This is a genomic window from Roseibium sp. R5 (genome assembly GCF_055755305.1).
Genome location: NZ_CM146910.1, coordinates 2,566,361 through 2,591,271, shown reverse-complemented (window position 1 = coordinate 2,591,271; position 24,911 = coordinate 2,566,361). Strand labels below are relative to the sequence as shown.

The following is a 24,911-nucleotide window of genomic DNA, read 5'->3' as shown; positions in this document are numbered from 1 at the left end:
TCCGAACTACACAAAACTTGTTTCAGCCAGACCTATTTCAACGACGGTAGCTTGGATAGAAGGTTGTGAAGCGTTTCGATGGTTGAAGCGTCCACCACGCCGTCAACTTTCTCGGGCCGGAAGTGGCGCTGAAAGGCCGTCACCACCTCGCGCGTGCGGCAGTCAAAACGGCCATTGATGTCGACTTCGTATCCATAAAGCGCCAGCATGGACTGCAACGCTTCAACGGGCTGGCCTTCTTCACCCTCCTGCATGAAGAGCCCGGAACCAATAGGTTCTGGCGCCACATAATGACCAACGCCGGCAGCAGCCAGCTTGTCCCACGGGAACAATTCACCTGGATCTTCTTTGCGGCTTGGAGCGATGTCGGAATGGGCCAGCACCATCCACGGATGGATTTGATGCCGGGCACACACGTCAGCACAAAGCGCAATGACCGCTTCTATTTGAGGCTCGGCGAAGGACCGATAACCGAATTCATGTCCAGGATTGACCATTTCAACGCCGATCGACCTGGAATTGATGTCCCGCTCGCCCTTCCAAAAACTCTTCCCGGCATGCCAGGCGCGCCGGGCTTCCGGGACGCATTGCAAAATGGAGCCGTCTTCCTGAACGACATAATGTGCGGAGACCTCAGAACGCGGATCACACAATCGTTGTAGAGCCTCTTCCCCGGTCTGCATGCCAGTGTAGTGCAGGATCAGCATATCAATCGGCGCATCCGCCGCACGGTCTCCATGGTTGGGAGAAGGACGAACTCGTGCTTTGACGCCGGTATCAGTCGCAACGCTCATATGCCCCTTTCCGCGCAAATCTGCGCCCATGCCTCATTCAATGCGGCCAGGCGGTCATTGGCGATCCGGACAAATTCCTCCGGGACTCCACGGGCGATAAGCCGGTCAGGATGGGTTTCTTGAACTTCCCGCCGGTAGTGAGCTTTCAATTCAGCATCACTGGCCTGCGCACCTATCCCCAACACTTCATACGGATCACCGTCTTTACGGACATGGCGGGCAAGAACTTTGGAAAACTCTCGCTCATCCAGCCCAAAAACCTTAGCCACTTCCGAAAGGTAGCTTATTTCGCTCTGGTGCACGACGCCGTCAGCTTTGGCAATGTGAAAAAGGCCATCCAGAATATCGAGCAGGGTTTTGCGATCATAGGGAAAAAGGTCGGCGAGCTTCTTCGCGTAAACATCGAAACCGGCAACATCTTCTTGGGCAAGATTGAACAGCCGTGCGACGTTTTTTTCCTCGTTCGACGGAACATCGAAGAGTTCTCGAAAAGCAATAACTTCATCGGCCGTTACAACACCGTCAGCCTTGGCCATCTTTGCCGAAAGCGCGATCATCGCGACTGTAAAACCGACTGTATTTGCTCCCTCTGGCCGTGCCAAAACGAGCTGCACAAGCCTGTCGACAATCTGCGCACCGCCAGATCCAATTGCACCGACAATGCTCCCGATGCTGCTCCAGACGCTCACACGTAAACTCCCTTGAGGGTTCGATTGCCGATCATTCAGCTCCAACCCGGAGCAGCAGGAATCGCCGGGGTCGGGTACAAAAAGTCTTCTAACTGCACATGATGGTTTTGGCTAGCTGGGCCCTGAAGCCTATCCATTCTGCGGACTCCAGTCTCATCGCTTCCTGCTTTGTTTGGCGCGGCCTTTGGAACGATTGGAAAACAACACTGATTCATGATGGTTAAAGACTTTTGCCCTACTTTGGTGCAACCGTTTATCCGAAATGGTGCCGAGCTGGATGGCCACGTCATTTGTCAGAAGTAACATTGTTATATTTTTGATATCCATGTCGCTGGTAATCCTTCTGGCTGCAGGCGTCTACGCGAGCAATCGGCTATTGACCCATTGGCTCCTGGTTAAGGGCCTGGAACAGACCTATGCTGCGTGGGCAGATACGGTCTACGACACGTTACAACCGCGTGAAGTCCGGGACACAGCAGTCCTGCCGCAGACCCTCGATGGCCTGCGTATGACGTTGACAAGTGATGGGCGATCAAACGCGTATCACGAACAAGTCGATACGTTACAGAATTCGTTGAAATCCGGTCATGCGCCCGCCGGGGTCCTTCACTTTTCCATATTGCCATCTGCCATGGAAACCCGCGAAGGGCCGCAATCTGCTGCCTGGGCATCACCCGATTGGGAAGAGAAAAACCTCTTCCTGGCGCCGCAGACACTGACGGATGCAAAGGTCGCGGCTTTGAGTTCACCTCGAATTCTGGCCATTCCCGACATGAATACAGTCGGGCAATTCGGGAACAAAGCGGTCATCGTGTATCCGGCCAAGGATGCGAATTCACGCAGTCTGATTGCCTTGGTGAGCACAGCGACCATCATGAAAAGCCTTGCCCCCCCTGCTCTTTTCAGTGAGTGCGGCGATCGGAGGCTTGTGTCTCATATCCTTTTTGTTCGCCGGCATTCTGCTCTGGATGCGCTTTCGCGAACAATTGCAGACCAGCAAAAACATTCAGTACCTTGCCCATCATGACACGTTAACCGGGCTGCCAAACCGGGCCGTATTCAATGCACGTTTGAGTGAAGCGCTCCGTTTTGCCCAGGCGAAGGCATCGAACATCGGTGTCATGATCATCGACGTGGACAAGTTCAAGGAAATCAACGACACCCATGGACACGGGATTGGGGATGTTTTTCTGCAGATCATTGCGGACCGTTTGAAATCGGTCTTCAGCGGGCATCTGGTTGCCCGTCTGTCAGGGGACGAGTTCGCCGTAATGCTCACCTCGGTCTCGGATACAGGCCGCATGACACGTTTGGCAGCTGACATGATCAGTGCGACGGATCCGCCCTGCAATATCGACGGCCGGGAAATCAAAATATCCTTGTCCATCGGACTGGCGCGGGCCACCGATGGATCTTGGCGCTCCTCACGTTTGCTTCACTGCGCAGATCTGGCTCTTTACCGCGCGAAACACGAAGGTCGATCCACGTTCTGCTGGTACACACAGGACCTGGACGCGGAAGCTCAGAAACGAAAGGAGATCGAACAGGGTCTGGTCAAAGCTCTCAAGTTCGATCAGTTGAAACTCAAGTATCAGCCTCAATATGCGCTCAGTGATGGCTCATTGAAGGGATATGAAGCACTGATCCGCTGGGAGCATCCCACCAAGGGCATGATGCGCCCGGATTCATTTATTCCGATTGCAGAAGACACAGGCCTGATCGAAGACATAGGCAATTGGGTCTTGGAGCAAGCTTGCAGGGAAGCTGCGCTGTGGCCCAACTCCAATCGGCGGGTAGCAATCAACATGTCACCTGCCCAGTTCGCAGCCGGCGACATACAAAAGCGCGTGGCGCGCGCCCTTCAGACCTCAGGCCTGGACCCGAAACGCCTTGAAATTGAAATCACCGAGAGTTTGCTCATTTCCAATACTGATTCCGTCGTCCACACGCTCCGGCAAATCCGGGATATGGGCGTTTCAATCGCCATGGACGACTTCGGGACCGGTTACTCATCGCTCAGCTATCTGAGCCTGTTCCCGTTCGACAAGATCAAGATCGACAAGGCCTTCATCCAAGATCTTGGCAAGGACGCGAGCACCGATGCAATTGTTACGTCAATCGTCGGTCTTGGCAGGTCTTTGAATGTCACCATCACCGCAGAAGGTGTTGAAACAGAAGAGCAAGCCATTTTGCTTCGCGCCGCCGGTTGCGATCTGATCCAAGGGTATCTTTACGGCAAACCTGATGATGTAAAGGTTCATGAAACCGTTCAAGCCGATATGACAGCCAAGATTCGCTCAGTGAAAAAGACATGGGCAAGGCAATCTGCAAAACCGGGTCCAGACCCTGCCACAAATTCGAGCGAACCGCGGAAAGCCGTCGTAAAACCTGAGAAATCTGACGTGGAAAGCAGTAACAGTTTACCGACCGACGCTTCCTTTGAAGCACCGGTCGCTGTTCAAGGTTCCTGATACAGTTTGGTCAGGCTGCTCCCTGTTTCTGCCGATCAGACTTACGTTCAGAATATCGATCCACCAAATAGTCAGACCGCCCGCGCACCAATAGTGTGAACTTCATCAGCTCTTCCATGACGTCCACAACACGGTCGTAGAGTGGTGATGGCAGCATGCGTCCGTCATCATCAAACTGGGTATACGCCTTCGGAACCGAGGATTGGTTCGGTATCGTGACCATGCGCATCCAGCGGCCAAGGATCCGCATCTGGTTGACAGCGTTGAAAGACTGGGACCCACCCGAGACTTGCATCAAAGCTAGTGTTTTGCCTTGTGTTGGACGGACGGCACCGGTGCTCAACGGGATCCAGTCGATTTGAGTTTTCAAGATGCCCGTCATCGCTCCGTGGCGTTCGGGCGAACACCAAACGTGAGCCTCCGACCAAATGCTCAGATCCCGCAGTTCAGCCACTTTTGGATGGCTTGCATCGGCATCATCTGGCAACGGCAATCCTGAAGGGTTGAAGATCCGGGTTTCTGCCCCGAAAGCCGTCAACAGGCGGGCAGCTTCTTCAACCAGCAATCGGCTATATGACCGCTCCCGCAAAGATCCATAGAGAAGCAGTATGCGCGGCGGGTGATCGAATGCTGCCGCCTGATCCACTTTTCCAGCGGTAACGGGCATGATGTCCGCAAAGCTCACATTCGGGAGGTCCTCAGGTTTGCCGTCAAACATTTGTGCTCTCAGCGTTGACCACTTGCCCATCTTCCTTTGTGAATGCGCCGATATCGGCCGGAAGCAAATCGACGACCCTTTCAGAGGGCCTGCAGAGCCGGACACCCTTGTCGCTCACGACGATAGGCCGGTTGATCAGAATCGGGTGCTCCATCATGAAGTCGATTAATTGGTCATCAGTCCATTTCTCATCGCCAAGCCCCAGTTCATCAAAAGGTGTCCCCTTCTGACGGAGCAAATCGCGGGCTGAAATCTCCATTCTTGCGATCAAATTCACCAGCTCTTCGCGGGATGGCGGCGTTTTCAAATATTCGATCACGACCGGGTCAACGCCAGCCTTGCGGATCATCTCCAGCGTGTTCCGGGACGTCCCACATTTCGGATTGTGGTAAATGGTGATGGTCATATTAGTGTGTTTCCTGATTGGGGGCGCTGATCGGAAAGCAGCAGATATCGGGATTGTTGCCGCAACAGTCTTCGATGAGAAATCCAAGCAAGGATCGCATCCTCAGATAGTCGACGGAGTAATGGACATGCCGCCCTTCCCGGCGCGTGTTCAAAAGCCCGGCTTTTTCCAAAGTTGCCAGATGGAAGGACATCCTGGTGGGCGCAACATCAAGGCGCTCGGCTATTGCGCCGGACGGAAGACCTTGGTCTCCCTCCATCATCAACAGCCGAAAAGCTGCCAGCCGATCTTCCTGGGCAAGAGCCCCAAGCGCCATGATTGCGTCATCTGATTTCATTATTCGATACTACAAGAATTATTGTAGTATGAAAACAGAAATTTTGCGTCCTGCCCGCAGAACCTTTTTTACATGGCAGCTGCGGCGCGGGCGGCTTGGTCGTAGTTTCCGGAAACAAGGCGGAGGGTTGCGGCAAGCCGGGAGAGTTCACTCTCATCCAACCCAAGCGCTTTCATGGGCTCGACCAGAAGCGCTTCCCGCAGCCGTCTATACTCCATACAGGCAGTCTCGCCTTCAGGTGTGATCTCAGCGGTTTTTTCCTTGCCGCGCCGACCAGAGGTAATCAGTCCGGCTTTCTCAAGTTTTTTGAGCGCGTAGGTCACCGTATGCGTGTCTTCGATATTCAGGACCAAGCAGATATCGGACAGTGTCTTGGCCCGCCCACGGTGATTGACCGAGTGTAGAACAAGGACATCAAGCGGACCAAGGCCCTCCGAGCCACTGGCAGCCATGCACCGGACCATCCAGCGATGATAGGCGTTGACCATCATGGTCACGGCAAACTCGATTTCCGACAGGGCCGGCATAGCGCCGGATGCAAGATGAGCGGCCGAAACCACTGGACCAATTTGGGCATCGGTGTTGGGTTTCGGCCGCTCAGTCATTTATCGTTCTCTCAAGTTGTTCTGAAATGCCCTTTTAATTGCTCAACATCGTCTGAGGCAACCACAGGGCCAATCCCGGGAATGCGACAATCAGAACCAGGGCCAAAATCATCAACAAGAAGAACGGCAAGGCCATACGCGCAACGGAGAAGATATTCCGACCCGTCATGCCTTGAAGAACAAACAGGTTGAAGCCGACCGGTGGCGTGATCTGGCTCATCTCAACGACAAGCACCAGATAGATCCCGAACCAGATCAGATCGAGGCCCGCCTGCTCCACCATGGGCAGGATCACGGATGTTGTCAGAACAACAACGGAAATCCCGTCCAGGAAGCAGCCAAGGACCACGAAAAAGAGGGTCAACGCGATCAGAAGCACGTAAGGCGACATGTCCATTCCGCCGATCCAGGAGGCCAGCTCACGCGGGATGCCTGTATACCCCATCGCAACGGTTAAAAACGCGGCCCCTGCCAGGATGAAAGCGATCATGCAAGATGTGCGTGTTGCGCCCAACAAACCATCGGCAAAGCTCTTTCGGCTCAAAGTCCCGGACACCCAGGACAACAAAAGTGCCAGCACAACGCCAATTGCCGCGGCTTCCGTCGGAGAGGCAAGGCCCGCATAAATCGAACCGATCACACCAACGATCAGGCCGACGACCGGGAAGAGACGGCGCGTTGCCTTAATTTGCGTCCAAAGCGGAAGTTTTTCCTCCTTGGCCGGCATCTTGTCACGGTTCAGCAGCGCCCAAAGTGCCACATACCCCATGAACAATAAGCACAACATGGCGCCTGGCAGCACGCCCGCCATGAAAAGGCGAGCGATCGACTGCTCTGTGGCCGCGCCATAAACGATCAGGATGATCGATGGCGGGATAAGCAATCCAAGCGTCCCAGAGCCTGCAAGGGTACCAATCGCGATACGCTCGTCATAGCCGCGTGCTTTCAACTCCGGCAGTGACATACGCCCTACTGTAGCCGTGGTGGCGGCAGACGATCCGGATACTGCTGCGAAGATTCCACAGCCCAGGATATTCACGTGCAAAAGACGGCCGGGCAGGTTCCGCATCCAGGGTGAAAGCCCGGCAAACATGTCCTCCGACAACCGCGACCTGAACAGAATTTCTCCCATCCAGATAAACATCGGCAAGGCGGTGAGATCCCAATGGTGCGAGGCGCCCCAAACCGTCGTTGCCATCACTGGCCCGGCAGGCACAGACACCAGTGCCATCATTGTTGCAAGTGCGACGGCAAACAGCGCAACGGCCACCCAAATGCCCGTCGCCAAGGCTGCCAGCATGCCCAGACCAAGCAGGAAGGAAAGCAAAGAGAGATCCATCATTCGCTCCCTTCAATCGGGTCGTCGCGAACGACGGTTTCGAAACTTGGCGCCTGTCCGCGCAAGGACGTGACAAGATCATCGAAGAGCGCAATCGCAAGGACGAAGAGTCCAAGTGTCATGACGGCCTGCGGATACATGAGCGGAATCGGAATGATACCGAAAGACACTTCGTTGTAGCGGTAGCTGTCCAGAACCAGGGCCAAGGCGTGCCAGGTAAAAAACGCGGCGAGAGCGAAAGCAACGGCCAAGGCCCAGATATTGAGGAGACGGGCAACGGTAGGGCCAACACCCTGCAAAAGAATGGACACACGAATGTGGTCACCATTGCGTAGTGTTCCGGCAAGCGCCAGGAAAGATGCACCGACAAGAAAGAACCCGGCGATTTCAGCAAGCGACGGAACCAACAGTCCCAGAGGCTCTAGGCCGACCAGGCCGCGGGCACCGTCCAGCAACCGTCCCATAACCTGAAGAGTTACAAGTAGAGCGATTGTCACAAGGCAGCAGGCAGCCAAAACCGTTGCCGTCTTGTACAATCCATTGAGCGCATTTCGCATCCGCTCTCCCCCAAATTTTCAGCAGCAGAAAGAAAAACGCCGGGCAGTTGAGGCCCGGCGCTTCCCAGTCTTAGTTGGCCTTGTAGGCTTCCAGGATGGCAGCGCCATCTTCCCCAGCCTGCTCTTGCCATTCTGCGGCCATCATCTCACCGATTGCAGCAAGATCGGAAATCAGCTCGCTGCTCGGTTGAACGACAGTGATGCCGTTTTCCTGAAGAACTGTCGTTTTAGTCTTCGTTTCAACCTTGGAGGATTCCCAACCGCGGGTTTCAGCCGTTGCTGCAGCTTCCAGAACCGCAGTCTTTTCGGCGTCGCTCAGTGCGTCGAATGCAGACTTGTTGACGATCACCATGTTCTTCGGCAACCAGGCTTGAGTATCATGATAATGGGTCAGGAAGTCCCAGGCCTTGGAATTGGCACCGGTGGACGGGGATGTGATCATGGCCTCGACACGACCGGTCGAAAAGGCAGTCGGAATGTCCGGCACTTCAACCTGCGTCGGAACGGCATCGGCCAAAAGTGCAAGACGCTCGGTGGCTGCGTTGTAAGCGCGGAACTTCAGACCGGACAGGTCAGAGCCCTTGGTGACTTCTTTTTTGGCGTAGATGCCCTGTGGCGGCCACGGCACCGTGTAAAGAAGCTGCAAACCTTGTTCGGCGAGCTTTTCTTCGAGAGCTGGCTTCGACGCCTGATAAAGCTTCCAGGCTTGGTCATAGGACGGTGCGAGGAACGGAACAGAATCTACCCCGAAAACAGCATCTTCGTTGGCAAGACGAGACACCAGAACTTCACCGATCGGTGCGAGGCCTTTGCGAACAGCGTTCTTGATTTCCGGGTGCTTAAAAAGCGATCCAGCCGAGTGAAGCTGAATTGTCAGTGAACCGCCGGTCTTGTCGGCAACTTCATCGGCGAATGCTGCGATGTTCTGGGTGTGGAAATTGCCATCACCATAGGGGGTCGGCATATCCCACTTGGTTTCAGCAACAGCGGCAGTAAGGCCAGCCATGCCAAAAGCGGCAGCAGCGGCAAACGTCATCCCGGCCTTTGCCAGGGATCGTGACTTCAACATGATGTTCTCCTCTTAGAAGCAAAGGGGTTTCTTGAACCTGAGCAGGGCAGCATGGCGGCGCTTTCTGTGAACACTCATCCATAGCTCCCACTTAAACGCTAATCCGGGAAAGAGAAAACATCAACATTTTATCGATAAATTCTTTCTAAAAATCTCCTAGGCACTGAAAAACGATGGTTTCCGGGGAATAACTCAACTTCTAAGAGATACAATCAGGTGCATTAATGCAATCAATGAAAGATGAAACAAAGCCACTCCACTAGAGCGCGCATTCGTACTTCTTCTTTTCACCTCTGCAATTTCATCCGAGGCTTCGCGAATAACCGTCGTGGGATTGGTAAGGGGTGGTGCTGTGATTATCCAGCCCGGTAGATCGGTCGTAGACCTGAACATCGGCTATACAATGGTGGTCATACTCGGCAGATGATTTTGACTCATGCAGGACAGCTGGTTCGGCCAAAACCTGCCCGCTGCCCCACAACGGCGCGACGCAGAACGAGAGCAAACAAAACAATCGATGGCACCCCGATCGCAGTAACAGGCATTTGGACACCCCAAAGGCTCGTAAAAAGGAAGCTAAACACGGCGAGCGCAATGCTGAATTTCTCAAAACTCAGATATCCGGTCTCATTGCCCTGCTGAATAAGCAGCAACACAGGAATAACCAGAAGAGCCAGGTCATAGTCCAGCAAATAAGGAGTGGAGAGGCATGCCCCGATAACCAACAGACTGCCCTTGATAGTCATCGGCAGGTCCTGACGCCATGACCAGATAACGGCTCCGAAAGATGCCAAAGCAAAGCCAACCTGCACAATCATGCCAGCCGTGTTTCCGACCCCGAACTGGCGTAACCAACCAAGAATGGAAGCGTATTTGTTCGCCGGAGTATGGCCGCTTTCCAACCAGTCGCGGGCAAACGCTATGGTCTCAATAAACGCGCGCCAGACCTCTGTCCCGAAGACAACCCAGCTAGTGGCGGCAAATAGCAAGGCCGTTACGGCGGCTGATGCAAATGCGCGATATTCACGACCGGCCAAAAGTGCAAACGGAATCAAGATTCCCAATTGCGGCTTGTAGCTCAGCAATCCAATCAGGATACCGGCAAGAACCGGCCGATCTCGATCCAGTGCGCCGAGTGCACCGGCCAAAAGCGCGGTATTGAGCACAGCGTTTTGCCCGTGAATGACTCCGGAGATCACTGTTGGAAAAACAATCAGGATCCAGAGGATTGACCGATCACGCAGCAAATACCTGCAAGCCACCACCAACGCGATGACTTGAAGTGCCTCAAACAGAATCGCCGAGGGCCGATAGGGCAACATGGAAAATGGCGAGATAACCATCAACCATGTCGGCGGGTAGAGAAACGGTAGTTCTCCTTGGCCAAACTCTTCAAACTGAAATGAATTCAAAAGCTCATAATTGTAGGCCTCAACAGCAGTTCCCTGAATCGCAAAAAAACCCGCAGACCAGAAACAAACGAAGTCCGGAAACATCGGACGTTCCGCGAAGACCATCTTTATTATTTCAAATCCGAACCTCAGAACGAGCACAGCCCCAACAAAAGTCAGAGTGAACATAAGAACACTGTCTGCCACAGGATTACTCATGCGCAATCCATAGCGGAATGTGCCTGACTCGGTGTGCGGGTTTGAACCACCCGTACTCTTCATGTGCTTGTTGTCCCGCGTTTTGGATCCCTAAAAAACCGCATACAAAACAAGCCTTAAATTCCGAGTAAAAGAAAATCAGATTTTTTCATCGACATTTTATCGATAAAATGTCAGCATAAATCCATCGATCGCGGATAACGCGTCTGCCCGGCAGGTCTATCGCCGGCAGGGAAACATAAAGATGAGGGATAAAATGACAGCCAAGTGGGACTTTTGGATCGATCGCGGCGGCACATTCACCGACATCGTTGGCCGCGCGCCGGACGGAACCCTTTATCCGCACAAGGTGCTGTCAGAAAATCCGGAAGCGTATCGTGACGCCGCCATTCAAGGCATTCGCGAACTTCTCGGCGTTGAAAAGGGTCAACCGATCCCGTCCGACAAGGTCTCGACCGTGAAAATGGGCACCACCGTTGCCACCAATGCGCTGCTGGAGCGCAAGGGCGAGCGCACGGCCCTCTTCATCACACGCGGTTTCCGGGATGCGTTGGAAATCGGCTATCAGGCCCGCCCGCACATCTTTGCCAAGGAAATCATCAAGCCGGAACTGCTTTATGAGCGCGTCTATGAGATTTCTGAACGCGTTCAAGCTGACGGCACTCTCGAACAGGCTCTTGATGAAGCACAGGCCCGCACCGAAATGCAGGCCGCTTGGGACGCCGGGATCCGTTCCATCGCAATCGTCCTGATGCATGCTTACGCCTATCCGGCCCACGAGCAGGCTCTGAAGAAAATCGCTGAAGAAATAGGTTTCCCGCAGATTTCGGTCTCTCATGAAGTCTCGCCGCTGATGAAACTGGTCGGCCGCGGCGACACCACCATCGTTGATGCCTACCTGTCACCGATCCTGCGCCGCTATGTGAACCAGGTTCAGGAAGAGCTGGGTGAAGGCCCGCGGCTGATGTTCATGCAGTCCTCCGGCGGCCTGACAGCCGCAGATCTGTTCCAGGGCAAAGACGCCATCCTGTCCGGCCCGGCCGGCGGTGTTGTCGGCGCTGTCGAAACCTCGGCAATGGCCGGATACGACAAGATCATCGGCTTCGACATGGGCGGCACCTCAACGGACGTCTGCCACTATGACGGCGATTATGAGCGCGCCTTTGAAACCGAAGTTGCCGGTGTGCGCATGCGCGCGCCGATGATGATGATCCACACGGTCGCAGCTGGCGGTGGTTCGATCCTCCACTATGCGGACGGCCGGTTCCAGGTCGGTCCGGACAGTGCGGGCGCCAACCCGGGCCCGGCCTGTTACCGCCGCGGCGGTCCCTTGACGGTCACCGATGCGAACCTGATGACCGGCAAACTGGCGCCGGAATTCTTCCCGAAGATCTTCGGCCCGAACCAGGACCAGCCGCTGGATGGCGACGTGGTGCGCGAGAAGTTTGCCGCACTTGCCGAGCAAATTGGCGATGGCCGGACACCAGAAGAAGTTGCCGACGGCTTTCTCAAGATCGCTGTCGAAAACATGGCGAATGCCATCAAGAAGATCTCCGTTCAGCGCGGCTATGATGTCACCGAATATGCCCTCACGTGCTTCGGCGGCGCGGGTGGCCAGACAGGCTGCAAGGTGGCCGACAGCCTTGGCATGAAGACGGTCATTCTGCACCCATTCTCCGGCATCCTCTCGGCCTACGGCATGGGCCTCGCCGACATTCGCGCAGACCGTCAAAAGGCTGTTGTGAAAACAATGACGGAAGAGCTGCTTCCTGAGCTGGATGCGCTGCGCAAGGAGCTAAGCGCCCAGACAGAAGCTGAGCTCGACAAACAGGGCGTAACTGAAGACGCCCGGCGAACCGTTGCGACCGCACATCTACGCTATGACGGCACCGACACTCCCCTGCCTGTCCTTCTCGGCACGGTCGAGGAAATGCGCGCGGCCTTTGAGGACGCCCACAAAAAGCAGTTCGGCTTTGCCTATGACAACAAGCCGGTTGTGGTCGAAGCTCTTGAGGTGGAAACCGCTGGCGGCGGCGCAGGCCTGGTCGAGCCGGACCTCACTCTGGCCTCCGATGTCCCAGCCGCCGCAATAGGTACACGGATCTACTCCGAAGGCCAGTGGCATGATGCAGGCATTTTCAAGCGTGAGAACCTGAAGCCCGGCATGAAGGTGATGGGCCCGGCGGTGATCATCGAGCCGCATGCGACCATCGCCGTTGAAGACGGCTGGCAGGCGGAGATCAACGCCAAGGATCATGTCATCCTGCACCGGGTCGTCCCGCTGAAACGGGCGGACGCCATCGGCACCCACGCCGATCCCGTCATGCTGGAGGTGTTCAACAACCTTTTCATGTCCATCGCCGAACAGATGGGCGTGACCCTGCAGAACACGGCCTACTCGGTGAACATCAAGGAACGCCTGGACTTCTCCTGTGCCGTCTTTGATGCCAGTGGCGCGCTGGTCGCCAACGCACCGCACATGCCGGTGCACCTTGGATCCATGGACCGGTCCGTGGAAACGGTGATCAAGCTGAACAAGGGCAAGATCAAGCCGGGCGACGTGTTTGCCTTGAACGCACCCTATAATGGCGGCACGCACCTGCCGGACATCACCGTCGTCTCGCCCGTCTTCGACAATGCAGGCAAGGAGATCCTGTTCTGGGCAGCCTCCCGCGGTCACCACGCCGATGTCGGTGGTTCTGCGCCAGGTTCCATGACCCCGCTCGCGACCAAGGTGGACGAAGAAGGCGTGCTGTTCGACAACTTCAAGCTCGTCGATCAGGGCCGCTTCTGCGAGGCAGAACTCGTCAATCTCCTGACAGACCACGCCTATCCGGCCAGAAACCCGCATCAGAACGTTGCCGACCTCTCTGCACAGGTCGCAGCGAATGAAAAGGGCATACAAGAACTTCGGAAGATGGTGTCCCACTTCGGTCTGGACGTTGTTCAGGCCTATATGGGCCATGTTCAGGACAACGCCGAGGAAAGCGTCCGGCGGGTCATCGAAGCGCTGAAGGACTCCGAATACGAGTACCCGACCGACCAAGGCTCGGTTATCAAGGTCAAGATCACAGTCGACAAGGACAAGCGTGAAGCAACGGTCGATTTCACCGGCACCTCCGCCGTGAAACCGAACAACTTCAACGCGCCGGAACCCGTCACCCGCGCCGCGATCCTCTATTGCTTCCGCGTGATGGTCGACGGCGACATTCCGATGAATGCCGGCTGCCTGAAACCGATCAACATCATCATCCCGGATGACTGCATGTTGCGCCCGTCTTATCCGGCGGCCGTTGTTGCGGGCAACGTGGAGACGTCTCAGCACGTCACCAACGCCGTCTTTGCAGCGCTTGGCGCAATGGCAAACAGCCAAGGCTCGATGAACAATCTGACCTTCGGCAACGACACCTATCAGTACTATGAGACCATCTGCTCGGGCTCTCCGGCAGGCCCAGGTTTCAAGGGCACGGACGGTGTTCATGTGCACATGACCAACTCGCGCCTGACCGATCCGGAAGTCCTGGAGTTCCGATTCCCCGTCCTTCTGGAGGATTTCCATATCCGCAAAGGCTCCGGCGGCAAGGGTAAATGGTCGGCGGGTGACGGCACCAAGCGCACCCTGCGTTTCCTGGAGAAGATGGACTGCGCGATCCTCGGATCCCACCGCACCATCGAGCCAAAAGGCATGGAAGGCGGTGAGAACGGGGAACTCGGCCGCACCGAAGTCCGCCGTCTCGACGGCACCGTGCAACAGCTCAAAGGCTGCGATCAGACCATTCTGGAACCGGGTGAAGCCGTGACGGTCATCACCCCAACAGCCGGCGGCTGGGGCAAAGCGTAACAGTCTGCCAAAGCAGTGCATTCGAGGGCGGGGATCATCCCCGCCCTTTTTGTTACCGAGCTTGGCCACCGGTTCCACCAGCTGGAACTTACAGTTTCGCTGAGCACAAATATTCCCTGGCTAAGGCGCAAAAGTTTCGGCGTTGCCGCTGGCAATTGGTCACCGATTTCCTACATCTGCAGCACATGGCCAAAGTGGCCCTCAAGAGGAGACAAAAATGCCTGCTGCCGCCCGCCGTCTGCGCAAGACGACAGCCTTCATGATCGTTGCGATCGCCACGATGTTTGCCGCCACTGACTATGCCGAGGCCCGAAAGGGCGGGTTTGGTGGCTTTGGCAGCAGAGGCAGCAAAACTTATTCCGCGCCCCCCACGACCAAAACCGCACCGGATACGGCCGCTCCCGTTCAGCGTTCCATGACACCCCAGCCTGCACAGACCCAGCGGACCACTCCAGGCGCTGGCGGACAGGCAGCAAATGCGCAACGCCCTGGCCTCTTTGGCGGCTTCGGCGGCGCGCTTCTCGGCGGCTTGATGCTTGGCGGCCTCGTCGGAATGCTGTTTGGCGGTGGCCTCGGCGGTTTCGCCGGGTTTCTCGGCTTGATCCTGCAGGTCGGCCTTATCGTGTTGCTGATCAGCCTCGCCATGCGCTTCTTCCGCTCACGGCAACAACCGGCGACTGCCGGACCAAACCCGTTTGAAAGGGCGTCGGACCAGAACGCACCAAAAGCTGCTCCGTTCAGCTTCGGCGGCGGTGGCGCCAGTGGCACAGCCTCACAGGCTTTTGCCCACCCGGCAACGCAGCCTTACGAGGCAACGGCAGCAGACCTTGACCGGTTTGAGGAGATGCTCAGCGAAGTTCAGTCCGCCTACAGCCGCGAAGACTACGCCGCGCTGCGACAGCTGGCGACCCCGGAAGCCATGTCTTACTTGGCCGAAGAGCTGGGTGAACTTGCCTCGGCCGGCAAAAAGAACGTCGTTTCGGATCTCAAACTGCTTCAGGGCGATGTTGCCGAAGCCTGGCATGAAGACGGCAAGGACTATGTAACAGTCGCCTTGCGCTACAGCGCAGTCGATTACATCGCCAAACGGGACAGCGATGATGTGATTTCCGGAGATCCTGACGCGCCTTCCGAAAGCACGGAAGTGTGGACCTTTGTCCGCAGCTCCGGCGGTGACTGGCTGCTGTCTGCCATCCAGGGCACCGGTTAAGGCACAAACAGCCAGCTCTCCGTTTAAGAGGCAAGACACTGCCAGCCGTTTCCCGGTTGGCGTATGGCGCGGGTGAACCGCAAGCGTCGAAGGCCGCCCCTCACGGGCGGCCTTGTTCTTTCATATACCCTTGCAGACACCTTTCAGAATCCGAGACTTAGCCTGTTGGCTTGCTGCACCCCGCGAACAAGGCATCAATCAAGGCACGGTCCTCGGTGTTGATCATTAACTCCAGATACGGCGGCAAGGCTTTGCGAAACGTGTTCCGGGACCCTCCAGAGGCCATGAGCTCGCCATTTGTGACAAGACGTTTGATGTTCCGTCTCGGCAGGCCCAACCCGTTGGATAAGACACGGTCCAGACGAACCGGCACCCTGCCCGGATTTCGAATGCACAAAACAGCTGCTCTCCCGTCGGCCTGAGCTCTACTCGGAACCACCCGCCTCTGCAGCTCGAAGTCAGACGGTTTGCTTGGGCCGCTTGGGTGACCTCCAAGATTGGCCGCCAATGTTTCCGCCAGCATCTGGTCGTTTGCCTGCAATGCTGACAAGAGGTCCGAAGGTACGGCGCAGACGGGTTTCCGTTTCATCACCTCGCGGTTCCAGCGATGGCCGCAGGACTGGCACGCATAAATAAGCCAGGCATCCAGACGGCTTCCATTAGCATTGAGCCGGAACTTATTTGTCGAGGCGAAGTGACGAAGTTGACCGCACCGCCCACAGGGACGTGCGACGGTCAACCGCGCCTTACAGACAAGGGTCCATTCAACCCTGATAAGAGACGACATGTTTGGGATCTTCCACTTCCGGAAGTTCGCAAACGGGGGTCAGGCATCGCGCGGCAGGCCGCGCCCGGTCATTTGGCTGGCAAAGTTGGAAGGATGGCGTATCGAAACATCAGATACGGTTTGGCCAAACCACACCGGTCCCGATCCGCCAGTTTGACGAACGTGTCAAAACAATCGTGTGCGGACGCACACGGCAAAAGGATCGAAGACCGGTTAACGTATTGGCAAAACAAATCGTCCCGAAGATGAAGGTTGAGGACGTCCTAAGTCATGAGAACGTGGCGCGCAAGCGTGAGTTGCCTTGCGCTTCACCACAGCACTCGATCGCGATTGCGGACCGGTGGATTTGGCGTTGGCACCGGAAGCGCAGGTGTTTTCATAGAAACTTCAACGCCAGCAACTCGCTCACCTTATTTTCACAGGATTGAATTTTTGTAGTTTCGTCACCGTGAATTCTATCATAAATTGTAAAACTTTTTCTTTGAACGGTAAAATTTACCCTTTCTTCAACTGATCAGCATCAATCTACGGAAACTTACGTAGCGTTTTAAGGAACTTCTTTTCAATTGGCGCAGGAGATTCTGCGATGGCACTTTCACGTCAGGTATCCGCAACGGTTGCAACCAAAATACTTGGACTGGTCGCTTTTCTTTGTTTTGGGCTCGTTGTGGTGGCAGCTGTATCTGTTTATCAAATGGCCATGATCGGCAAGGAACTTACAAATATCGCCGAAAAAGACATTCCGCTGACCACAGCGATCAGTCACGTTACCAACCATCAGCTGGAACAAGCTGCCCTCGTCGAACGTCTCATGCGGCTTTCCGGTCTGGAAGCTGGCGAAGAGAAACACGCAATTGGCGATGTCAAAGCTGCAATCTTGAAACTTGAGGTCCAGGTCGCTGACGAAATCCTGAAGGCTGAGGATCTGGCTAAATATGCCCTGGACAATGCCGCTTCGGAGATTGAAAGGACAGAGTTTGAAAGTGCCCTCAATCAACTCAAACGGATCGAAGCCGAATACGCCCAATACAAGTCACACGTTGACGAAGTCCTGCATTACATAGATGCAGAAGACTTGGCCGCGGCAGCTGCGATCGTCCTCACCCTGGAGGAAGAACAGGAACGTCTTGACCGGGAGTTGATCGCCCTACTTCAGGAAATCGAGCAATTTACTCTGGCAGCAGCCAAGGCTGCAGAAACCCATGAAAAACAGGCCTTTCAGCAGATCATCTGGACAGCCATCATCTCTCTTGGTCTCTGTGTGACCGGCTCGGTCCTTTATGCGCGTTTCGGTATTGCTGTGCCGTTGAAGGAGGTCTCTAACGGCCTGAAAAGCCTGGCCAATGGCGACACGGACGTTTCAGTCAAAGTCAGGTCGCGCGACGAGATTGGCGCGGTTGCCGAGGCTTTTGAAGTCTTCCGGCAAAACACCATTGAAATGCAACGGCTACAGGCTCAAGCACGCGAAGAAGAAGAGCGCGCTGTTGAGGAACGGCGGGAAACGCGCTTGCGTTTGGCGGACGAACTGGAGCGGGTGATGATGACCAGCTGCTCGGAGGTTCAATCGGCCTTACAAAAACTATCGGTGCACGCGGATGATCTTGCTCAAATGAGTTCCGATACGATCAATCGCTCGCATACAGTCGCCGCAGCCGCTGAACAATCCACGGCCAGCGTCCAGTCTGTCGCATCAGCCGCCGAAGAACTTGCCGCTTCAATTCAGGAGATTGCCCGGCAGGTGACCTTAGCGAACACGTCAACTGACCAGACCTCCAAACAAGCTGAAACCTCGGAAGAAACCGTCTCGTCCCTGTCGGCTGCAGCAAGTGAGATCAATGATGTGCTTAAGCTCATCACGGACATTGCCGGTCAAACCAACCTGCTGGCCTTGAATGCCACGATCGAAGCGGCCCGTGCCGGAGAAGCCGGAAAAGGGTTCGCGGTCGTTGCGTCGGAAGTCAAAGCCCTGGCCACCCAAACCGGCCAAGCGACCGAACAGATCGGCACGCAGCTGACCGGTGTCCAGTCCGGAGCGGCCTCCTGCTCGGTTTCCATCCAAGATGTGGTCCGGTCCATGACAGATGTCCGCGACAAGATCGCTGGAATTGCCTCAGCCATTGAAGAACAAGACGCGGTGACATCTGAGATTGCCAAGAACGCCTCGGAAGTGGCCCATGGCAGCACGGAGATTTCGGAAAACATTACCCAGGTGAACCGCTCGGCCGAGGCTTCCGGTGAAAAACTGAAAGATGTCGTGGGTGGTGTTGAGCTCGTCGCAACTCAGATCAACACGGTCCAAACAAGCCTTGAGGATTTTCTTGGGCATCTCCGGGCGGCTTGAGACCGCCCGACCGCCTGCTCAATCCTGATTGCGTGCCTGAAGTGCCAGCGCAACCAGGGCTTCCCGAAGCTGCGCGGGATCTGCGAGCCGCTCCTGAAACCACAAACGCACAATTCGGTCACCCGCCACGATGTCGAGCCCCTCGGGGTCGAGGCATGCCAGCCGCCAATTGGCGTCTTCGGCGTTCAGGAGAACTTCGGCATAGAGTTTAATGGCGTCGCGGTGGTCCTCGTTCATGTGATCGACCGCGCCACTTTCCATCGCCGACCAGGCCAGCACGTCGGCAACATCGGTCAGAAGATCATCCTTGCCGAGTTCAAACGCCTTGCCAAAGCCACCGTTGAGGCTTGCCCGCTGTAGATCCAGGGCAAAGAACGAGAAATCTCCGAAGTCGACATAAAGCTCGGCCTTGGGGTGACGGGAGAGGTAGCGCCGGCGCAAACGAGCATGTTCATCAGTTTCCCGCTCTACACGGCGCGCTTTGCAGAACAGCGAAATCCTCGGGTGGGCCAGCGGGTCGCCTTTCCCCGGTTCACCAACCAGCAACGAACAGGCGGGGTTGGCGAGGATCGCACTTGTGTGACCGGACAAAGTGCTGATGAGGATCACGGGCGTTCCATCAAGATCTGTTGCAACGGCAACCCGGCTCGCCAGGGGATATCCGGTCTCAGGTTCCAAGGCTGCCAAAGCGCCGAAGCGGGCCGTCCGGATCAATTCTTTGGCCAATTTTCTAGCCTCGTCATCCGTATCCCGGATCACCGATTTTTCGTTATTTGATTGATTTTCCTGACTATCTGCCATGTGGCCTCCTGCTTGGGACACACAACCTGAGAAATCTGAACACAAGATGAACGGCTATCTCAGGACCGGTTCAGCGCGCTTTTGGCAATGTTGCATCATCAGATCACGGGAGCGCAAATGGCGCGCCCCAAACGGAGAGTAAATCGATGCAAACCTTCGCTAAACGCATCATGGCCGTTGCCCTCACCGGCGCCCTAATGTTGCCGGCGGCATCTGCCGCAGAAGCAGGTCCGCGCGATGGCTGGCGCCACGGTGGCGGCTGGCATGAGGGCCACCGCCCGCACCGCGGACACAATCGGCATTATCACAAGCACAAACATATCCATAAGCACAAGAACAACAATAACGTTGGCGCGGCCATCGCTGCCGGTGTCATTGGACTTGCTGCCGGTGCAATCATTTTGGGAGCAACCAACAAGCCGTCTTATGCAGGTCCGCCGCGTGGCCCGGCATATCCCTACCCGCGCGCCCCTTATCCGGGTCACGTCAGCGGGCCGGTCGGATTTCAGCCCTGGAGCCCAGCTTGGTACGACTATTGTTCGTCGAAATACCGGTCTTTCAATCCATCGACCGGAACGTTCACCACCTACAGCGGTGTTCAGAAATTCTGCCAGTGAATGGCAGACACTTGGAGGGTGGAAATACCATCCCTCGAGACCTCAACGACCTGAGGCGGACAGCGACAGGCCAGCCGAACTGGCCACTCGCTGCCGCCGCTTTTTGTCTGGATCCTTTTGCGTGTGCTCTAGTCAGCCATGGTCTCGATCGAGGCAAATCCTTCCGGTTCTTCGCCTGCATCAAACGGAGTGTCCACCTCAATCACCGTATCTGGGTAGAAGCCGTTAAACCGGGTCCTCAAAGATAGGCTATAAGCGCCGATATGGCCGATTTCGATCCAATCCCCGGTGTCGACCGTCTCGGGAAGCCAGAACGGCCGGGAGAGAATATCAACGCTGTCACAGGTTGCCCCGCAGACCTTGAACGGCACGATGTTATCGGCCTTGCCGGAGCGTGTGCGCCGCGCCGGGTCCGGGATAAAGCGAGCCGGCAAGGTGATTTTGCCGGTCCAGCTGTCCGAGAGAGACGCCCAAATCCCATCATTGATGTAGAGCCGGCGGCCTTTCTTCAAAAGCACCCGGACGATCAGCGATATGGACCTTGCCACAACGACCCGGCCCGGCTCCGCCACCAGCGGCATATCGTCAAAGGCCCATTCGGTAATGTCTGAGCGGATTTGTCCCATCAACTCTTCCAGGGACGGCAGATCAGGTACCTTGCGTCTCGGATCATGGCCGTAAACGGCCGGGAACCCGCCGCCGACATCAAGCTCTACAATTGGAACGCCAGCGCGGGAGCGGATCCAATCGGCGGAGGCCAGTGCCCGCTCATAGGTTTCCGGCTCCTCAATCTGACTGCCGACGTGGAAACAGAGACCGCATTTGAATCCAATCCTGTGAATGCGTTGCAATAGTTCAACCGCATGTCCCGGCGCGGCGCCAAATTTCTTCGACAGCTCATACGCTGCATGCCCCTTGGTCGCGATACGCACAAAGAGTGTGATTTTCGCAGGATCAATGTCCAAAGCCCGGACAATCCGGAGGATCTTTGCCACCTCATCTTCATGGTCGAGCGACATCACCCGGATACCGTAATGCTCCAGGGCGAGACGAATGTCGGATTGCGCCTTGATCGGGTGCATGTAGAGCATTTCCGCCTTTGGCGCTGCTTCACGCACGGCGGCAAACTCTGCTGGTGACGCCACATCAAAACAGTCATACCCCGCCGCCGCCAATTCCTTCAGGACAAAGGGTTCGCCATTGGTCTTCACGGCATAGGCCGTTTTCCCGGGGAACAGCTTTTTGAAGTTCTGCGCATCCGCGCGGAGCACAGACGGCCGGAAACAGTAAATTGGGTGATCCGGACGCAAGTCCAAGGCAACTTCAGCAGCAGTTTTGTAACGCTCCATAGGCGTCTCCGATCGTTTCGTCATGACCATGAGAGGAACAAGCTATGGCTAAAATTGCAAGCTGTGACCGAAATTTACTGGCAAATGAGGTACGTACAGTCTTTGCCGTGACAGCCGGTATCCAGATGAAAATGAGCCTCATGATTGGGATCGGCATCCGGACCCAGCACGGTTGTAAAGCGCTTGCAAGCTGCCGCATGGACCGCTCTTAGGAACTTGCCCGGGGCCGTCTCCGGTTTTGGCCAGTCTTTCATGACCGAAATGATTTCCCCATTCGCCAACCGGAAACCAGATACGTCGACCGCTTTACCGAGTGCGTGTTCGGAAAGTTTCCCATCCGGAAGATTGTTGCGGCGCCGGCACTGATATCCCGGTCCTGTCAGGAGCCCTGTGACGTCCATTCCCAGCTCATTGCGGGCAGACGGGAGAACATCTTGCCGGATCCAATCCGCCACCACCTGTGCAAACTCGCATGTGATCATGACAGGTCCTGGAAAGGAGATTTCATCTCCGCTTTTCAGACCGACTTTCGTCACGGCGACAACATTTTCAAATCCGCAACCGTTGTCGGTCTCGATCGCCGGACGTTGAACAAATGTTACCCTCGGCAGGTCGCAGAGTTGCTCAGTCACCTTCCGGACCGATGGGGCTACAGGCTTACCAGGTTCGGCGTCTGGCTTCTTCCTCGGCAGGTCGACACCTTCAACAAACCGGTCTTGAGTGCCCGGCGTGAGCGGCTTTGAAGATGGCGCTGGAGGAGAAGTTTCCTGACCAAAGGCTGGTGCACCGACAGCAAGCAGGCAAAAACAAAACAAAAAAACCAAAGCCTGCATTTCGTCCGATCCGGCTGCGACGATCACACCGATATCATTGTCGATTTCGCTCCAGAGGTCTATGGTCGCGAACCAGATAGAAGATTGGTACCAGAATGACTCTTGAACTTTATCTTGCTTATGTCGCTGCAACCCTAATCGTTTTGGCCATTCCCGGGCCAACGATCATGCTGGTGGTAAGCTACGCTTTGACGCAAGGACGGAAATCCGCGGCGGCTAGCGTGATGGGTGTGGGCCTTGGAGACGCCACGGCCGCCGCGGCTTCGCTTCTGGGCCTGGGCGCATTGCTGGCCGCATCTGCGACGGCATTCACAGTGCTCAAATGGGTCGGCGCCGCTTATCTTGTCTGGCTGGGTCTGAAGATGTGGCGCAGCCGCCCGTCGGCTCTCGGGCCCCATACCGTTGACGACATTCCGGCCGGCAAGATCTTCTGGCACGCTTACGTGGTGACGGCGTTGAACCCGAAGGGAATTGTCTTCTTCATGGCCTTTCTGCCGCACTTCATCGCACCGCAGGCCCCCGTCGTCCCGCAGCTGTTTCTGCTCGGCATCACCTTCGTCGTGCTTGGGATCGTGAATGCCGCTGTTTATGCCTTTGCCGCAGCAGCCGTCGGCCAGAAACTGCGCAGCCCGTCGTTGCTGAGGCTGATCAACCGAGTCGGTGGAGGATTTTTGATCTCAGCGGCGGCGATGACGGCCACCTTGCAAAGATCAAGCAGCTGAGCTCACAGCAACCCTAAGGCCTTAGTGACTCTTGATCGACATATCAAAGATCTGCAAAGCGTCGCGGCATAACCCGTGATAACGTCTCATCGGTGCGCGGCAAAAGGCACTTTCTTTGGCGGCGGTGACGATGGCTCGCCTGCCGTCCCTGTCGGCTTGGCCCCCGCAGCCTGAGATGTTTGCCGCAGGACTTCCAGCGATCTCTTGGCGCCTTCAACGCTCATAAGTCCAAAGCGCTGGATCGCTTCGTTCAGTTCCATTCCACCAATATTCAGCCGCTGCGCCCGCATCATCAGGATGTCCTTATAGGCTTCGGCCCTGACATTATTGGCCTTGCAGAGGATGATAAGCGGTTTGTCGTTCGGGCTGAACAGCAATTGGGACACAGCTGCGGGCGGCAGATCACTCAATCCAGCCAGCAGTAGAGCAAGTTCCGTCGCCTGGCCTGCCTTTGCAAACTTCCGGACAGCCTCATCGACCATTTGACGGCCGCTTTTGATGTCCTTGACAAGCGCATTCACCTGGAGCTTTGCCCGCTCAATCGTCTCAAGCTGGTTTTTCTTCTTTTCCTTGGAGGCCTGCGCCAGCATTTGGGCCAGATAATTGTCTTTGCCCAATGCAAGCACTTGTTTTTGAAGCTCTTCGGTCAAGAGCGGCAGAAGAACCTGGCCGACCTCAAGAGGCAGATCCGGGCGACCGATCAATGCGGCTTGCACCGCCTCATCCCGGCCAACCTTGTCGACGATCGTCATGAAAGAGTTGTCGGCGATTTCCGCGCCCTCATTGGCAGCAACCTTGGACAACACGGACGGATCACCCCGATCGACAAGGACAGAAGTCACAGCCTCTTCAATCGGAACCCTGACCGCGATCGCTTCAAGATGGTCCATGGACGCGGAGGAAGCGATCTCAACCAAGTCCTCAGACTTCAAAACAGGCGAGTTCGTAAGGACGGGTTCGGCGACAGCAAGGGTATCCTTCGCCAATTCGAGCATGAGTTGATGCGGTGCAAAATCGTCTTTCGCGACCCGTGCGGCGAGCTCTGCCCGGGTGTCTTCCTCCAGATCGCCCAACAATTTGAGAGCGATATCCCCAAACAAAAAAGCCGTGTTCTCGCCGCGGGCATCACCAGCAGCCAGAAACATCTCGGTCAGCGTTGCAATAAGGCTTTTGCGGCCTGCTGTGCTTGAATCCTTTGCAAGATCAGCAAGCTTTGCCAATTCGGTCATTCTCTCTCCGCAGCGCGCTACGCGTTGTTCCGTATAGAGTACCGCGACCGGCTTAATAGACCACTACTTCGGATGCCGAGTTTTTAGGTGCCTCATTCACGAAATTGCTTCGCTTGCAACCTGCGGGACCTGAGAGCGCTGCGATGCAGCATCTTTTTTCCTTCGCTTCTCGTTAAGACTGCATTAATGTGAGCGGCTGTGACCGATGTGACGGGAGGAATACAGATGACTCTTGTACGTAACCTGAACATGATCGCATTCTTTGCAGCCTTTGCGTTTTTGGCTGCAATTGTTCTGGGACTGATCTGATATCTCGAGGTTGGTCCGGCAGGGAAATAGAATTGTAGCGCCTGCTAAAGCGCTTCAATAATAGGCTGGACCGGAATTTTTATCTGCAACGAGGAAAGAAAAAACAACCAAAGCAACACCAAGCGGCTGCACATAAGAGCAACACGAAATGTAAAGTGCAGGGGCGCGAGGGACTGCGTTGCAGACAACGTGAAAAGAGATTCACGGGGGCGTACAACATGGAAAACCGGCGTGGGCTCAAGAAGCCGCGCCGGTTTTTTCATTCTCTCTCGGGTTT

At 55.8% G+C, this 24,911-nt stretch carries 22 protein-coding genes; 7 read left to right on the top strand and 15 right to left on the bottom strand.

Annotated features, from left to right (window positions below; genetic code table 11):
• Window positions 1-32 precede the first annotated feature (32 nt).
• Window positions 33-794: an N-acetylmuramoyl-L-alanine amidase gene (locus AC0J4F_RS12095; protein WP_473026376.1), complete on the bottom strand. Its 762-nt coding sequence runs from the start codon at window positions 792-794 to the stop codon at window positions 33-35.
• Window positions 791-1,483 (bottom strand): J domain-containing protein, encoded by a 693-nt coding sequence (locus AC0J4F_RS12090; RefSeq protein WP_133946246.1) that lies wholly within the window; start codon window positions 1,481-1,483, stop codon window positions 791-793. The genes AC0J4F_RS12095 and AC0J4F_RS12090 overlap by 4 nt, the downstream gene beginning before the upstream one ends.
• 325 nt (window positions 1,484-1,808) lie before the next feature.
• Between AC0J4F_RS12090 and AC0J4F_RS12085 the strand changes: the two genes are divergently transcribed.
• Entirely contained in the window at window positions 1,809-2,510 is a 702-nt protein-coding gene (locus AC0J4F_RS12085) for a hypothetical protein (protein ID WP_473026375.1), read from the top strand.
• Window positions 2,452-3,954 (top strand): putative bifunctional diguanylate cyclase/phosphodiesterase, encoded by a 1,503-nt coding sequence (locus tag AC0J4F_RS12080; RefSeq protein ID WP_473026374.1) that lies wholly within the window; start codon window positions 2,452-2,454, stop codon window positions 3,952-3,954. Before AC0J4F_RS12085 ends, AC0J4F_RS12080 begins: the two co-directional genes overlap by 59 nt.
• Before the next feature lie 10 nt (window positions 3,955-3,964).
• Here the strand turns inward: AC0J4F_RS12080 and arsH are convergent, their stop codons facing one another.
• From arsH to AC0J4F_RS12040, 8 genes are all read right to left on the bottom strand, one after another.
• The gene (gene arsH / locus AC0J4F_RS12075) at window positions 3,965-4,672 is read right to left on the bottom strand and encodes an arsenical resistance protein ArsH (RefSeq protein WP_133946244.1); all 708 of its coding nucleotides are present in this window, start codon (window positions 4,670-4,672) and stop codon (window positions 3,965-3,967) included.
• Window positions 4,665-5,078, bottom strand: a complete 414-nt coding sequence (gene arsC / locus AC0J4F_RS12070; RefSeq protein ID WP_133946242.1) for an arsenate reductase (glutaredoxin) — start codon at window positions 5,076-5,078, stop codon at window positions 4,665-4,667. The genes arsH and arsC overlap by 8 nt, the downstream gene beginning before the upstream one ends.
• Window position 5,079: 1 nt before the next feature.
• Window positions 5,080-5,415, bottom strand: a complete 336-nt coding sequence (locus AC0J4F_RS12065; protein WP_133946240.1) for a metalloregulator ArsR/SmtB family transcription factor — start codon at window positions 5,413-5,415, stop codon at window positions 5,080-5,082.
• A 68-nt stretch (window positions 5,416-5,483) separates the two neighbouring features.
• Window positions 5,484-6,020, bottom strand: coding sequence for a winged helix DNA-binding protein (locus AC0J4F_RS12060; RefSeq protein ID WP_133946237.1), 537 nt, complete (start codon window positions 6,018-6,020; stop codon window positions 5,484-5,486).
• Window positions 6,021-6,054: 34 nt separating this feature from the next.
• Window positions 6,055-7,359 (bottom strand): TRAP transporter large permease, encoded by a 1,305-nt coding sequence (locus AC0J4F_RS12055; RefSeq protein ID WP_133947574.1) that lies wholly within the window; start codon window positions 7,357-7,359, stop codon window positions 6,055-6,057.
• Complete coding sequence (locus tag AC0J4F_RS12050; RefSeq protein ID WP_133946235.1) at window positions 7,359-7,916, bottom strand: TRAP transporter small permease; 558 nt, start codon at window positions 7,914-7,916, stop codon at window positions 7,359-7,361. The genes AC0J4F_RS12055 and AC0J4F_RS12050 overlap by 1 nt, the downstream gene beginning before the upstream one ends.
• 70 nt (window positions 7,917-7,986) lie before the next feature.
• Window positions 7,987-8,985, bottom strand: coding sequence for a TRAP transporter substrate-binding protein (locus AC0J4F_RS12045; RefSeq protein WP_473026373.1), 999 nt, complete (start codon window positions 8,983-8,985; stop codon window positions 7,987-7,989).
• Window positions 8,986-9,419: 434 nt separating this feature from the next.
• Window positions 9,420-10,595: a glycosyltransferase family 87 protein gene (locus tag AC0J4F_RS12040; protein WP_473026372.1), complete on the bottom strand. Its 1,176-nt coding sequence runs from the start codon at window positions 10,593-10,595 to the stop codon at window positions 9,420-9,422.
• A gap of 256 nt (window positions 10,596-10,851) precedes the next feature.
• Between AC0J4F_RS12040 and AC0J4F_RS12035 the strand changes: the two genes are divergently transcribed.
• Window positions 10,852-14,436 carry a hydantoinase B/oxoprolinase family protein gene (locus AC0J4F_RS12035; RefSeq protein ID WP_473026371.1) on the top strand — a complete coding sequence of 1,195 codons (3,585 nt, stop codon included), beginning with the start codon at window positions 10,852-10,854 and terminating at the stop codon, window positions 14,434-14,436.
• 217 nt (window positions 14,437-14,653) lie between these two features.
• On the top strand, window positions 14,654-15,646 hold the full coding sequence (locus AC0J4F_RS12030; RefSeq protein WP_473026370.1) for a Tim44 domain-containing protein: 993 nt from the start codon (window positions 14,654-14,656) through the stop codon (window positions 15,644-15,646).
• A gap of 157 nt (window positions 15,647-15,803) precedes the next feature.
• Here AC0J4F_RS12030 and AC0J4F_RS12025 read toward each other — a convergent pair whose 3' ends face one another.
• On the bottom strand, window positions 15,804-16,433 hold the full coding sequence (locus AC0J4F_RS12025; RefSeq protein WP_473026369.1) for a DUF1062 domain-containing protein: 630 nt from the start codon (window positions 16,431-16,433) through the stop codon (window positions 15,804-15,806).
• A 586-nt stretch (window positions 16,434-17,019) separates the two neighbouring features.
• Here AC0J4F_RS12025 and AC0J4F_RS12020 point away from each other — a divergent pair.
• Window positions 17,020-18,774, top strand: a complete 1,755-nt coding sequence (locus AC0J4F_RS12020; RefSeq protein WP_473026368.1) for a methyl-accepting chemotaxis protein — start codon at window positions 17,020-17,022, stop codon at window positions 18,772-18,774.
• 18 nt (window positions 18,775-18,792) lie between these two features.
• Here the strand turns inward: AC0J4F_RS12020 and AC0J4F_RS12015 are convergent, their stop codons facing one another.
• On the bottom strand, window positions 18,793-19,575 hold the full coding sequence (locus tag AC0J4F_RS12015) for a HugZ family pyridoxamine 5'-phosphate oxidase (protein ID WP_133946220.1): 783 nt from the start codon (window positions 19,573-19,575) through the stop codon (window positions 18,793-18,795).
• A 146-nt stretch (window positions 19,576-19,721) separates the two neighbouring features.
• On the opposite strand from AC0J4F_RS12015, the gene AC0J4F_RS12010 reads away from it, so the two are divergent.
• Window positions 19,722-20,192 (top strand): BA14K family protein, encoded by a 471-nt coding sequence (locus tag AC0J4F_RS12010; RefSeq protein WP_166672597.1) that lies wholly within the window; start codon window positions 19,722-19,724, stop codon window positions 20,190-20,192.
• A gap of 128 nt (window positions 20,193-20,320) precedes the next feature.
• On the opposite strand, the gene AC0J4F_RS12005 is transcribed toward AC0J4F_RS12010, so the two are convergent.
• Together AC0J4F_RS12005 and AC0J4F_RS12000 are read right to left on the bottom strand one after the other, a co-directional pair.
• Complete coding sequence (locus tag AC0J4F_RS12005) at window positions 20,321-21,541, bottom strand: alanine racemase (RefSeq protein ID WP_209178730.1); 1,221 nt, start codon at window positions 21,539-21,541, stop codon at window positions 20,321-20,323.
• A 74-nt stretch (window positions 21,542-21,615) separates the two neighbouring features.
• Entirely contained in the window at window positions 21,616-22,401 is a 786-nt protein-coding gene (locus AC0J4F_RS12000; RefSeq protein WP_473026367.1) for an extensin-like domain-containing protein, read from the bottom strand.
• 68 nt (window positions 22,402-22,469) lie between these two features.
• On the opposite strand from AC0J4F_RS12000, the gene AC0J4F_RS11995 reads away from it, so the two are divergent.
• Window positions 22,470-23,096: a LysE family translocator gene (locus AC0J4F_RS11995; protein WP_473026366.1), complete on the top strand. Its 627-nt coding sequence runs from the start codon at window positions 22,470-22,472 to the stop codon at window positions 23,094-23,096.
• Between the two features lie 86 nt (window positions 23,097-23,182).
• On the opposite strand, the gene AC0J4F_RS11990 is transcribed toward AC0J4F_RS11995, so the two are convergent.
• Window positions 23,183-24,325, bottom strand: coding sequence for a DUF2336 domain-containing protein (locus AC0J4F_RS11990; RefSeq protein WP_473026365.1), 1,143 nt, complete (start codon window positions 24,323-24,325; stop codon window positions 23,183-23,185).
• Window positions 24,326-24,911: the final 586 nt, after the last annotated feature.